The sequence below is a fragment of the Pinibacter aurantiacus genome, assembly GCF_019130065.1.
Lineage (GTDB): Bacteria > Bacteroidota > Bacteroidia > Chitinophagales > Chitinophagaceae > Pinibacter > Pinibacter aurantiacus.
Genome location: NZ_JAHSPG010000002.1, coordinates 183,200 through 196,172, shown reverse-complemented (window position 1 = coordinate 196,172; position 12,973 = coordinate 183,200). Strand labels below are relative to the sequence as shown.

General features: G+C 40.9%; 13 protein-coding genes. 7 read left to right on the top strand and 6 right to left on the bottom strand.

Features of this window, described 5'->3' with window-relative positions; all coding sequences use genetic code 11:
- Window positions 1-117: 117 nt before the first annotated feature.
- Together rplS and rny are read right to left on the bottom strand one after the other, a co-directional pair.
- Window positions 118-489, bottom strand: coding sequence for a 50S ribosomal protein L19 (rplS, locus tag KTO63_RS04175; RefSeq protein WP_217789890.1), 372 nt, complete (start codon window positions 487-489; stop codon window positions 118-120).
- A gap of 158 nt (window positions 490-647) precedes the next feature.
- Window positions 648-2,213 (bottom strand): ribonuclease Y, encoded by a 1,566-nt coding sequence (gene rny, locus KTO63_RS04170; RefSeq protein ID WP_217789889.1) that lies wholly within the window; start codon window positions 2,211-2,213, stop codon window positions 648-650.
- Window positions 2,214-2,419: 206 nt separating this feature from the next.
- Between rny and KTO63_RS04165 the strand changes: the two genes are divergently transcribed.
- The 4 genes from KTO63_RS04165 to murA all read left to right on the top strand — a co-directional run bounded on the left by KTO63_RS04165 (window position 2,420) and on the right by murA (window position 7,419).
- Window positions 2,420-3,538, top strand: coding sequence for a TlpA disulfide reductase family protein (locus KTO63_RS04165; protein WP_232373022.1), 1,119 nt, complete (start codon window positions 2,420-2,422; stop codon window positions 3,536-3,538).
- Between the two features lie 180 nt (window positions 3,539-3,718).
- Entirely contained in the window at window positions 3,719-4,822 is a 1,104-nt protein-coding gene (locus KTO63_RS04160) for a DUF2891 domain-containing protein (protein WP_217789888.1), read from the top strand.
- Window positions 4,823-5,123: 301 nt separating this feature from the next.
- Window positions 5,124-5,864 (top strand): DUF4290 domain-containing protein, encoded by a 741-nt coding sequence (locus KTO63_RS04155; protein WP_217789887.1) that lies wholly within the window; start codon window positions 5,124-5,126, stop codon window positions 5,862-5,864.
- A 250-nt stretch (window positions 5,865-6,114) separates the two neighbouring features.
- Window positions 6,115-7,419, top strand: a complete 1,305-nt coding sequence (murA, locus tag KTO63_RS04150) for a UDP-N-acetylglucosamine 1-carboxyvinyltransferase (RefSeq protein WP_217789886.1) — start codon at window positions 6,115-6,117, stop codon at window positions 7,417-7,419.
- Between the two features lie 65 nt (window positions 7,420-7,484).
- Here murA and KTO63_RS04145 read toward each other — a convergent pair whose 3' ends face one another.
- A complete protein-coding gene (locus KTO63_RS04145) occupies window positions 7,485-7,736 on the bottom strand; it encodes a hypothetical protein (RefSeq protein ID WP_217789885.1) in 252 nt (83 codons plus the stop codon).
- A 111-nt stretch (window positions 7,737-7,847) separates the two neighbouring features.
- Between KTO63_RS04145 and KTO63_RS04140 the strand changes: the two genes are divergently transcribed.
- Window positions 7,848-8,117, top strand: a complete 270-nt coding sequence (locus KTO63_RS04140; protein WP_217789884.1) for a helix-turn-helix domain-containing protein — start codon at window positions 7,848-7,850, stop codon at window positions 8,115-8,117.
- A 37-nt stretch (window positions 8,118-8,154) separates the two neighbouring features.
- Here the strand turns inward: KTO63_RS04140 and KTO63_RS04135 are convergent, their stop codons facing one another.
- Window positions 8,155-8,916, bottom strand: a complete 762-nt coding sequence (locus KTO63_RS04135; RefSeq protein ID WP_217789883.1) for a hypothetical protein — start codon at window positions 8,914-8,916, stop codon at window positions 8,155-8,157.
- A gap of 150 nt (window positions 8,917-9,066) precedes the next feature.
- On the opposite strand from KTO63_RS04135, the gene KTO63_RS04130 reads away from it, so the two are divergent.
- Together KTO63_RS04130 and KTO63_RS04125 are read left to right on the top strand one after the other, a co-directional pair.
- Entirely contained in the window at window positions 9,067-9,507 is a 441-nt protein-coding gene (locus KTO63_RS04130) for a MarR family winged helix-turn-helix transcriptional regulator (protein ID WP_217789882.1), read from the top strand.
- 60 nt (window positions 9,508-9,567) lie between these two features.
- Window positions 9,568-11,361 (top strand): acyl-CoA dehydrogenase family protein, encoded by a 1,794-nt coding sequence (locus tag KTO63_RS04125; protein ID WP_217789881.1) that lies wholly within the window; start codon window positions 9,568-9,570, stop codon window positions 11,359-11,361.
- A gap of 72 nt (window positions 11,362-11,433) precedes the next feature.
- Here the strand turns inward: KTO63_RS04125 and KTO63_RS04120 are convergent, their stop codons facing one another.
- Window positions 11,434-11,913 (bottom strand): hypothetical protein, encoded by a 480-nt coding sequence (locus KTO63_RS04120; protein WP_217789880.1) that lies wholly within the window; start codon window positions 11,911-11,913, stop codon window positions 11,434-11,436.
- A gap of 15 nt (window positions 11,914-11,928) precedes the next feature.
- Window positions 11,929-12,810, bottom strand: a complete 882-nt coding sequence (locus KTO63_RS04115; protein WP_217789879.1) for a hypothetical protein — start codon at window positions 12,808-12,810, stop codon at window positions 11,929-11,931.
- Window positions 12,811-12,973: the final 163 nt, after the last annotated feature.

Sequence of the window (12,973 nt, the reverse complement as noted above, 5' to 3'; positions counted from 1 at the left end):
AATGTGATTCCGGGCGCAATTTAGTTTACAAACTATTCAAAAAAATCAGTTAACGCCCGAATAACAAAAAACGGATGCGAAATCGCATCCGTTCTATAACGATGTAAAAAGCTATTCTTATTTTGCAGTAGCAACAACAGCAGCTCTTTTCTTTTCTTTAATTCTCGCACTTTTACCGCTTCTTTCGCGCAGGAAGTACAGCTTAGAGCGACGTACTTTACCTTTTTTGTTCAAAACGATAGAGTCAATGTTTGGTGAGAAGTAAGGGAATGTTCTTTCTACACCTACACCGTCTGAAATTTTACGTACTGTAAAAGACTGTGTAGAACCTTCTCCCTGACGTTTGATAACGTCACCTTTGAAAGACTGGATTCTTTCTTTGTTTCCTTCAACGATTTTATAGTTAACAGTGACGTTGTCACCTGCTTTAAATTTTGGGAAATCCCTCTTCGGCGTTAACTGCTCGTGAACAAATGCTACTGCGTTCATGATTTCTTTATTTTATCGGACGGCAAAGGTAACTGAAAATTTGAATAAACAAATAAAAAATCTAAAAAAAAGCTGTTTTAATGCTAAAAGCTTAACGCCTAACGCCTAACGCGATGGTTCACTGCGTTTTGCGTTAGGCGTTAGGCATTCAGCGTTTTTTATCTTGCTACGTTCACCGCTCTCTTTTCTCTGATTACGGTTACTTTGATTTGTCCCGGATAAGTCATTTCTGTCTGGATCTTCTGTGCAATCTCGAAGCTTAGTTTGTCGCTGTCGCCATCTGTTACTTTATCTGCTTCTACGATAACTCTCAACTCGCGACCTGCCTGAATTGCGTATGCTTTTTCAACGCCCTGATATGTAAGAGCCAGATTTTCAAGGTCTTTAATACGTTGTAGGTATTGTTGCATGATCTCTCTGCGGGCGCCGGGACGTGCACCTGAAATGGCGTCACAAGCCTGAACAATCGGAGAGATAACATACTGCATTTCAACTTCATCGTGGTGGGCTCCGATCGCGTTTACTACCGCTGGGTTTTCACCATATTTTTCAGCCAGCTTCATACCGAGTAATGCGTGGCTCAATTCTGTTTCTTCATCAGGCACTTTACCTATATCGTGCAACAGACCTGCGCGTTTTGCCAATTTCGGATTCATTCCCAATTCTGCAGCCATGATTCCGCAAAGGTTTGCTACTTCGCGGCTGTGCATTAACAGGTTTTGGCCGTAAGAGGAGCGGAAACGCATTTTACCTACAATTCTCACCAGTTCTTTATGTAAGCCGTGGATACCCAGTTCAATTACTGTTCTTTCACCAATTTCCATTACCTGCTCTTCAATCTGGCGGCGTGTTTTTTCAACTACTTCTTCAATTCTTGCAGGGTGGATACGTCCGTCGCTCACAAGGCGCTGAAGGCTCAGGCGGGCAATTTCACGACGCAATGGATCGAAGGAAGAAAGGATGATCGCTTCAGGAGTGTCATCTACAATCAGGTCAACACCGGTTGCAGCTTCAATTGCACGGATGTTACGACCTTCACGACCGATGATCTGGCCTTTAATTTCATCGCTTTCAAGGTTGAAAACGGTGATAGAGTTTTCAATAGCCTGTTCAGCGGCTGTACGCTGAATGGTCTGGATAATTATTTTGCGGGCTTCTTTATTTGCTTTTTGCTTAGCCTCATCTATTATTTCCTGCTGTAAACCAAGGGCTTGCGTATGTGCTTCCTGTTTCAAACTTTCAACGAGCTGTGCTTTTGCTTCTTCCGCAGTAAGAGCGGCTACTTTTTCTAATCTGCGGATATGCTCTTCCTGATGTTTTTCGAGTTCTGTTCTTTTAAGATTAACAACTTCTATCTGTCTGTTCAGGTTTTCTTTGATCGCCTCGTTTTCTTTTAGTTGTTTATCAAGGTTCCCTTCTTTTTGGTTGATGCTTTGCTCTTTTTGTTTAATTCTGTTTTCAGCGTCGTTGATCTTTCTGTTTTTGTCCAGTACCTCTCTATCGTGCTCTGCTTTCAGTTGAACGAATTTTTCTTTTGCCTCCAGTAACTTTTCTTTCTTTAATGTTTCTGAATTGCTTTGAGCATCTGCAACTATCTTCTGTGCTTGTCTCTCGGCATCATCAAGCTTTGTTTGATGATTTTTGGCAAAAATGAATTTACCCGCTATGATGCCCACTGCCGCGGCAGCTCCACCTATGATTATATATATAACTGATGCGTCCATTACTCTTGGGATTTAAAAAATTTAATATATTATGATAAGCTCTCTCCAAACGCATAACTGTCTGATTGAGATTGTTAATTCGCGAAAATACAAAACGGGCTGCACTGGATAAAATCAGTTTTCACTTATTGGGCGAATTTTACCAGCGGCAAGCAAAAAAAGATCGAATCCGGTAATTTCACCGCACAAAATCGAAAAAAAAGAACATGAGAAAAATTTTGTTGACCGCCCTGGCGGCGGCTCCGGCCCTGTTTTCCCAGGCTCAAAAAGCGGTAACCCTTAATGGCGAACTGAAAAATATAGACAATCGCATTGAAAAAGTGTTCATTTCTTACCGTTCCGGTTCCGAAAATATCAAGGACACCGCCGCTGTGATTGATGGAAAATACAAATTCAATTTGAAACTGCAGGAACCTACAATTGCACTATTGAGCCCCGGTTATAAATCCGGCAATATCGCTGCAGAAAAAATGAAAGCAGTTTTTCTTGATATGGCCAATATGAACATGGTACAAACGGATTCTTTTTCCAATGCACAAATGACGGGTTCCAAAGCAAACGACGAGTTTAAAAAGTTAAACGATTTGCGTAAAGCGGTTAGTGGTGAACGTAATAGACTAATGCAGCAATATGCGGGTTTTGCAAAAGAGCAAAATAAGGAGGGCATGAAGGCTGTGGAGACCCGGATCGATAGCATTGACGAGGCAGTTAGAAAACAAACGGGCGCATATGTTAGCAACAACCCATCCTCACCTATTGCTGTTTTTGCATTGCAACAATATGCCGGTTATAGTGTCGATGTTTCTGAAGTAGAACCTTTGTTTAATAAACTGCCGCAGTCTGCGAAAGCAACTCCTTCCGGAAAAGAGATGGCGAAAACGATTGAGATTGCTAAGAAAACAGGCATTGGACAAGTGGCTATAGACTTTACGCAAAATGATACTTTGGGTAAGCCCATTTCGCTTTCATCTTTCCGTGGTAAATATGTTTTGCTTGATTTCTGGGCGAGCTGGTGCGGACCTTGCCGTGCTGAAAATCCTAATGTGGTAAAGGCTTACAACGCATATAAAAGCAAAGGCTTTGACATCTTGAGCGTTTCCTTGGATAAAGAGTCCGCAAAAGAAAGATGGTTAAAAGCTATTCATGACGATAACCTAACATGGACACACGTTTCAGACCTTCAATACTGGAACAATGCTGTTGCAAAAATGTATGGTATACAGTCAATTCCCCAGAATTTTTTGATCGATCCGAAAGGAAAAATCATTGGCAAGAATCTTCGTGGTGAAGATTTGGAGAAGAAACTGGGAGAGATTTTTAACTAGCGTTCAATGACTGAATAACTGAATGACTGAATAACTGAAGCTTCTGTGCAACATTTCGCACACTCGCGCATACTCAGTTATTCAGTCATTCAGTTATTGTTTCAAACACTTCGTCAATATTTCAATCGTCCATTTACATAAACGTGTTACTTTGAGGTTTATAAATTTGAATAACCTCACATGAAAAGTTTTTTTACGTTCATTCTTCTTTTTACATCCTCAGCGCTGTTTTCACAAACGCACGCATTTTATACTACCAACAAAGACAGTTCACAGTTTAACCTTACACTTGAAGGTGCTTCACATTTTGCATCATTGCCTTTGAAATGTTTACAACAGGAGTACCCCAATAAAACAAGCCATTTGAGCGTAAACGACAGTGACCATTTGCGCACACCAAAACAAATGCATCCTGCATTTTACGGTTGTTTCGATTGGCACAGCTGTGTGCATGGACACTGGATGCTGGTGAGTCTTTTGAAGAAATTTCCCCAAATGCCCGAGGCCGCAGCAATCAGGGCCGCTATTTCAACCAATATTACTCCGGAAAATATCAAAGGTGAGATCGACTATTTTATATCGCCTTTGTCAAGAAATTACGAAAGAACCTATGGCTGGGCGTGGTTGCTAAAACTGCAGCAAGAACTAATTGGTTTTAACGATCCGGATGCCATCAGGTGGCGCAATACCTTGCAACCGCTTTGCGACACAGTTATCAAATTATGGATGGATTATCTGCCAAAGCAAACTTACCCTAACAGAACGGGCGTTCATCCCAACACTGCCTTTGGATTAGTGTTTGCGCTGGATTACGCAAAGGCAACCAGGAATGCAGCCTTTGAGGCGGCGATTGTTAAAAGCGCAAAACAATTGTATTTGAAAGATAAAAATGCGCCTTCCAGGTGGGAGCCGGATGGCACGGATTTTCTCTCTCCTTCTTTGGAGGAGGCTGACCTGATGCGCAGAGTGTTGGACAAAGCTGCGTTCGTACAGTGGTTCAACGCTTTCATTCCGCTGGCGTCTTTGCAGCATTTAACTAACCTGCCGGTGATTTCTGACAGAAGCGATTACCAAATCGTGCACCTTGACGGATTGTGTTTCAGCCGCACGTGGTGCATGAAGGGTCTGGCGAATTGCTTGCCTGCAGGCGATAAAAGAACTGCACTTTTGAGAAAATCGGCCATTCATCACTTAAATGCGAGCCTGCCAAATGTTGCCAGCGCCAATTACGGCGGCGAGCATTGGCTGGCGAGCTTTGCGGTATATGCTTTGGTGAGCGAGTAGGGCGTTGGGTGTACGGAGTGCGATGTACGATGTACGAAAGTCATTAGAGCGTTACATATCATCGAATTTCGTACACCGTACATCTGACATCGTTCATTTTGTCCTCGCTCCCAAGATTTTCCCAAATATTTTTCTGTTCCTTGCGGGATATGAAATATTTTATACTTTTGTCTGTATAGAAATTACTTACACGGGATAAACAGCCATCTTTTCCCTAAAAGAAATTATGAATTGCAAACTGCTCCCTTACAACAGGAACAATTGTTGATTACAGTAAAAGATCCCGTTCAAAAAAAATTACATGGAATATAATACAAGCAGAAATCATTTGATGATGCGCGAATACGGCCGTCATATTCAAAAAATGATTGAATATCTGATGACGATTGAAGACAAAGACCTTCGTCAGAAGAATGCAATGGCTGCTATTGAACTAATGGGATTTTTGAACCCGCATTTGAAAAATGTGGAAGACTTCCGTCATAAACTTTGGGATCACCTGTTCCTGATTGCCGATTTTCATCTTGACGTGGAATCTCCTTATCCCATTCCTACAAAGGAGCAATTAAAGGCAAAACCAGATCCACTAAAATATCCAAAGCGCTATCCTAGGCACTCTCACCTTGGTAAAAACCTGGAGCTGGTTATTGACAAAGCATTGAAAGAAGAGAATCCGGAAAAACGCAATGGATTTGCGAATGCCGTTGCTTACTACATGAAATTGGCATACAACAACTGGCACAAAGAAACCGTACACGACGATGCGGTTCAGAGCGAGTTGAGTGCTATTACACACAATCAACTGGAATTTACCAATACACCATACGTAAAAAGCTACCGCGCCAATGAAAATAACAACCGTGGCGGCGGCGGTGGATATGGCGACTTCAGAAAAAATAATAACAATAACAGGAACCAAAAATTCCAAGGTGGCGGCGGTGGAGGAAGAAACAACCGTAACAACAACGGTGGGGACAACCGCAACAATGGTGGTGGTGGCCGCAACCAGAAATTTGGAAATAACAAGAAGCGTTTTCAATAGGTAGAGGCCGATAAAACCTTTCTATAGAGCTGTCAAAAAGTAAAATTTACGAAAAGACTTCGTTTTTATATCTTGTCTTTCGTTTCTCTTTTTGACAGCTTTTTTATTTTCGCGCGGCGAGGCGGCGACTTAAATATTTTTGCTGCGAGTAGAATGTAGGCTGGACAAATAAGAATCTTTCTAATAAATTTTTTCTCCCGCTTTGCGGGAGGCATATATTTTTTACAAACAAAGAAAACGACAAACGGGAATGAACATTTTTGAAGTAAGAGGAGGAAAAAAATTACATGGGGAAATTACACCGCAAGGCGCGAAGAATGAGGCTTTGCAGATAATAAGTGCCGTGCTGTTAACGCCGGAAAAAGTTACCATTAACAACATTCCCGATATTCTTGATGTAAACCTCTTGATTGAGTTGCTGGGTGAAATGAACGTAAAGATCGAGCGCCCCAACAGGCAAACCTGCATTTTCCAGGCTGATGATGTGAACATAGATTACCTACACAGCGAAGCTTACAAAAAGAAGAGCGGCAAACTAAGAGGTTCGGTGATGTTTGCAGGACCAATGTTATCCCGTTACAGAAAAGCATTTATTCCAAAACCGGGTGGCGATAAAATCGGCAGACGCAGGTTAGATACGCATATCATCGGTTTTGAAAGATTGGGCGCGGAGTTCACTTACAATAATGAAGATGGATTCTTTCACCTGGAGGCGAAAAAACTGAAGGGCACATATATGTTGCTGGATGAGCCTTCCGTTACAGGAACTGCAAACATTGTTATGGCAGCAGTAATGGCATCTGGAACTACCACTATTTACAACGCAGCATGTGAACCATACATACAGCAGCTTTGTAAAATGCTTAACCGCATGGGCGCAAAGATCAGCGGCGTGGGCAGTAATTTGCTGACCATTGAAGGTGTTGAATATTTAGGCGGCACTGAACACACGATGTTGCCGGACATGATTGAAGTTGGCTCCTTTATTGGTCTTGCAGCCATGACGCAAAGCAATATCACTATCAAGAATGCAGGCCTTGAGCATCTGGGTGTTATTCCGGATAAGTTCAAGCAGCTTGGTATTGCGATGGAATTTAAAGGAGATGACATTGTTATTCCTGAGCAATCGCTTTATGAAATTCAAACTTTTCTGGATGGCTCCGTACTTACGATGTACGATCATCCGTGGCCGGGCTTTACACCAGATCTTTTGAGCATTGTGCTAGTGGTTGCGACGCAAGCAAAAGGTTCAGTATTGATTCATCAGAAAATGTTTGAAAGCCGTTTGTTCTTTGTGGACAAACTAATTGACATGGGTGCGCAGATCATTTTGTGTGATCCGCACCGTGCTGCTGTAATTGGGTTGGGCCGTCAGCAAAACTTAAGAGGCATTACCATGAGCAGTCCTGATATTCGTGCCGGTGTTGCTTTGCTGATTGCGGCTTTGAGCGCAGAAGGAAAAAGCACGATTCAAAACATTGAACAAATTGATCGCGGTTATCAATACATCGACGACCGGTTGAAAGCGCTTGGCGCAGACATAACGAGATTGTAATTGTAAAAAACGCTGGCTCATCACCAGCGTTTTTTATTTATTGGAGGCTGAGGCAATTTAAACAATCAATGCAAAATTTGAACGTTTTTGTTACGACTAAATATTAAATGATTAGCTTCAAAAATATCAACAAGCCTTTTATGGATAAACAAAAGATTTGCTCTTTGTATCGGTTCACTAAAGGCTGAATGGTTGGTTGTTAAGCTAACTTCTAACATATCATTTAATGTTTGCTTTACTTCTTCTACTTTAAAATCTTGAAAAAAACGCTCTACTATTTCGTCTGCATTTTCAAGCTCTATTGTTTCTTTCTCCATCGAATAGTTGTTTAATTCCATTATCTAATTAAGATTTAAACCAGAAATCGGATTCTTAGTTATTACTAATCACGAAAATAAGTAAAAAATTGGTACTTGGTGTTCTTAAGTATGTCCGAGAATAAAAAAACCAAAATAGAGCAGTATGTAATTAATAAGATCAAGGAGATCCGAATCGCTAAAGGATTTTCTCAAGAAGATATTGCTGCTGCTCTAGATACATCCAGAGGTTTTATTGGCCAGGTAGAAAGTCTTAACCATTCTTCCAAATACAATCTAAATCACCTGAATTTGCTAGCAATTGAATTAGGTGTTTCAATTAAAGACTTCTTCCCTGAAAAGCCAATCACAGAAACCAAAAAGAAAAACGTCAAAAATTAAAGCTTCCACTGTTTTCTAAAATCGCATCTAGAAATTCTTATTCAAACTTTTCATTCATCTGTTGGAAAGCAGATAAAAACATTTTGAATGGATTATCAGAGTGTGGCCATGCGATATCTGTTTTTCTAAGAAAGTTTTGCATTTGCACCATTGCTTTTACACAATCTGTTGAGTCGTAAAAACAGTTCTTCCAGGCTTCTGGCTGATCTTCATAATGCTTTAATGAAAGGCCGTTTCCATAAATTTTTATAACAGACGGCGTGCTGCGAACGTCAATTGAATGCTTCTTCGTGTCCAACGCCCATTCGAAATATTTTTCCCAGAAATGCAGGTGATTCTTTAATCTCGCAGAAATTTGCTTATCGCTTTCCGCATGTGTTGGTTTTATGCGCCACAAATTGTTGACGGCAGAAAAAGGGTTGTCGTTATCTGTTTTAAAAGTATCATCGCAACCTTCAAAATTATAATTGGTATTTGAGCCGTTATAATTGATGACAAGCTCATTGGCCATTAGTGAGCCTATTGCAAGCTTGTTTGTTGTGTGGTGGTTGCTTTTTAAAATAATTTCGCTGCCGGTTGCCGTCCATTGGCCATCGTCGAAGCCTATAAGGTAACTTGTGTAGGTGCCGTTTGGTTGCAGGTTTAAAAAGCTGGTGGGCTCAAGCTTCATGGTCGTTTCGTCACCACCTGTATGGTGAGTGAAGAACCAGATTTTGGCAAGGCGATCGGCTGTAGTGGCACATCCGGCAAAACAAACCATAGCGGCACAGACTACAATAGGGATAAGAATTTTTTTCATAACACGGTTTGGGGATTTAATACAAGTGCCAAAAATATTGATTAATAACATGAAGTCAAGGACTTCAAATTTTAGCATTAATTTTTAAGACAAAAAACTTGCAGGTGACGGGAATATTAGCTAGGTTTGAATAGTTGCTTAACTAACTATATGCCAAACAACCAATTTAAAAGAGGTGAACTTTACAGTTTTATAACCGGTAAAGCCTCTACAGCGATAGCAAGACGATTGCAAAAAAAGTTTAATAGCGCAGCGCTCAACTTAACCATTGAGCAATGGAGCGTTTTATATCATTTGTGGAAACAGGACGGCATTAGCCAGCAGGAGCTTTGCAATGCTACTTTTCGCGACAAGCCCAGCATTACAAGGCTGGTAGACAATCTTGAAAAACTTGATCTCGTAAAAAGGATCGCCTCTAAAGAAGACCGCAGGATCAACATGATCTTTCTTACCCCACGTGCCCAGCAGTTGCAGGACCAGAGCATGGGCCTTGCTACAGAAACCCTGAACGAAGCTTTGAAAACGGTACCGGAAGAGCAAATTGAAATTTGTAAATCGGTATTGCAAATTGTTTACGACAACTTGAAATAGGCAGGTGTTTTTTAACAGGATTCACCCACTACATATTCATTCACTTTTAAAAAATGTCATATGAGCACCGAATTAAAAAAGGCCGCAGCGCTTAAAGGAGGCGAATGGCTCATTAAAGAAAGTACAGCTTTCGACACGTTTGTTCCCGAGGATTTTAACGAGGAGCAGCAAATGGTTAAGGACATGTGTAACTCCTTCCTGGACTCGGAGGTGTTGCCTGCTATTGACCGTATTGACAAAATGGAGCCGGGCCTTATGCCTTCGCTCATGCAAAAAGCCGGTGAGCAAGGACTACTCTCCACCTCTTTGCCTGAGCAATATGGTGGCCTTGGTAAAGATTTTATCACTTCTACACTGGTAAATGAAGGACTGGGCGGCGGTTATTCATTTTCCGTTGCTATTGCGGCTCATACGGGCATTGGTACATTGCCAATTCTATATTTTGGTAATGATGCACAAAAGGAAAAATATATTCCCAAACTTGCTACGGGTGAATGGAAAGGTGCTTATGGTTTAACTGAGCCAAACAGCGGCAGCGATGCGCTGGGTGCAAAAACTTCTGCGAAACTTAGTGATGATGGAAAATATTATTTGCTGAACGGACAAAAATGCTGGATCACTAATGGTGGCTTTGCAGATGTTTATACCGTTTTCGCGAAAATTGATGGTGACAAATTCACCGGCTTTATTGTAGAAAGAGGCTTCGAAGGATTTACGCAAGGCCCCGAAGAACACAAAATGGGCATCAAGGGTTCTTCTACTGTTCAGTTGTATTTCCAGGATTGCAAGGTGCCTGTTGAAAATGTGCTGGGAGAAATAGGACGTGGTCACATCATTGCTTTCAACATTTTGAATATTGGACGTTTGAAATTGTGTGCGGCTGCCTTGGGCGGTGCAAAACGTGCATTTAACACTTCAATTGAATACGCAAATACAAGAGAACAGTTCAAGCAACCGATCAGCAATTTTGGCGCTATCAAAAATAAGCTGGCAGAAATGGCTATCAAGATCTGGGTGGCAGAAAGCGGTTTGTATCGTTCTGCAAAATGGATCGACGACAAAGAAATTGAATTGGCCGGCGAAGGAAAACCATTTAACGAAGCATTGTTAGGCGCGGCTGAGGAGTATGCGATCGAGTGTGCAATGCTGAAAGTGTTTGGCAGTGAAATGCTTGATTTTATTGTGGATGAAGGTGTTCAAATACACGGTGGTAACGGCTTTAGTGATGAATACGCTATTTCAAGAGGTTATCGGGACAGCCGCATCAACCGTATTTACGAAGGCACTAACGAGATCAACCGTTTGCTGACCGTTGATATGGTATTGAAACGTGCGATGAAAGGAAAGCTTGACCTGATGGGACCGGCAATGGCTGTGCAAAAAGAACTGATGAGCATTCCCGATTTTGGCAGCGGCGATGACGAAGCGTTTGCAAAAGAAAAGAAACTGGTTGCCAATTTTAAGAAAGCGATTTTAATGGTGGCCGGTGCTGCTGTTCAGAAACTGATGATGAAGATTGAAGGCGAGCAGGAAATTCTGATGAATATTGCTGATATGGCAATTGAAACATATCACGCAGAAAGTGCATTGCTTCGTGTAATGAAACTGGTTGATCAACGCGGTGAAGCGTCTACTCAATTTGAGCTGGACATGATGCGCACTTATTTGTATGATGCTGCTGATGGCATCAACAAGTTTGGTAAAGACGCCATCAACGCATTTGCCGAAGGCGATGAACAAAGAATGATGTTGCTTGGCCTGAAACGCTTTACCAAAGCGGAACCGTTCAACAGCAAAGAAGCGAAAAGAAGAATTGCAGCGAAGGTAATTGCTGATAATAAATACGCGTTGTAGAGTTTAAGTTACATAAAAGTAAAAATGGCCCCAGCGATGGTGGCCATTTTTTATTTCTCGCAAAGATCTGAGTTACTTCGACGGATTTATTATTGTATCTAACACCAACAAACACTCATATCCATCCGGTATCTGTTGCCATTCTGTGCTATTATAGTCGTAACCAGGAATTGGCTTTTTTGCCATTTCACGGGCTCTTTCTTTAAGACTATTGAGATAAGGATAATAGTACTTGGAATGGGCTCTGGAAAGCATCATTAATGTGTCTATACAAGTAATCGGTTTTGGCTTATTCAAAGCTGCAATATATTCTTTAAAATAGGCTCTCCCTTCTTCTACCGACTTAAATCTCAATACGCTGTCTGGGTTTACTTTGGCGTTCAATTCAACGGTAACTCGGTTGGTGTCAAATCCTAAAGCATTTGCATATTTCTTTGCTTTATCAAGATCATTTTCTTTGTTTGCAACAGACATAGGCTTGCTGCTACTCATCTTTCTGCTACAACCAACTAGTACAAAAAAGCTAATAAATGCAACTAATATATTTTTCATGTTCTGCTTTTAATTTTAGAAAGAAAAACTAGTAATGTATAGCACATACTCTTTGGTTCTACAATTATAGAGTCCATCAAAGAATACAGGCCTATGAATAATTACAGTGGTACCATCACCTTGATCTGCACTATAATTTTCCGTTCCCTGAGTATTAAAATGTATAAACGAGCTGCCGGGGTCGTTGTGAAAATCCCCTCCATCCCACGAGGTCCAGATACATCCCGGTGTTGGGCTTCTCCACGTTCTAACATTACAAACGAGGGGGTCCGGATACCTAAGGCTGTAGTCAAATTGCAAAAAATAGTCATTATTTTTGTTCAAGACAGCAACTCCTTTATACATTGAAAAGGCTCCATTTTGATAATCACTCCACCACCTGGGATAGTTAGAGGGCAGTGTTGGATCATAATCATTATAAAGCGTTTCTAATTCACATTGATTCCAAACTGACCATTCATCTGTCTCTTGATCTAAGATGCCAATGTAGCTAGGATCAAAACTAGCAGCTGCCAGTTCCGATCTTTTGTTATTCTTCCCATTGGCAGAATTCTTATGCCTTTCGATAAGACTTTTAAAGTAGGCATCATACTCTTTGGGAGATTTAGAAAGCATTCTTAATGTGTCTAAACAATTGGCACGTCTTGGCCGATCTAATGCTTCAAGATATTTTTTAAAATAGTTCCTGCCTTCTTTCGCAGAATTAAACTTTAATACGCTGTCTGGATTTACATTCGACTTTGTTTCAATTGTAACTTTGTTGAGATCGAATCCGAGTGCTCTTACAAACTCTTTCGTTTTGCTTAGATCATTTTCTTTGTTAGAAACAAGCGAATCTTTCTTACTGCAACTAATTAATGTCAATAAACTAATAATTACAAGCAACTTGTTTTTCATTTTGTTCTTATTAATTTTTTTTGAATAACAAGTAAGTCAAGCACTATAGGTCACTAATGTTTAATATCTGCAAATGAAAAATTTGATCGCCGGCGTCGCTGTTTCTACTTGCATTATGCTTTACGTAAAAGCCGAATATATAGTACCCTGATATTTATCCTTA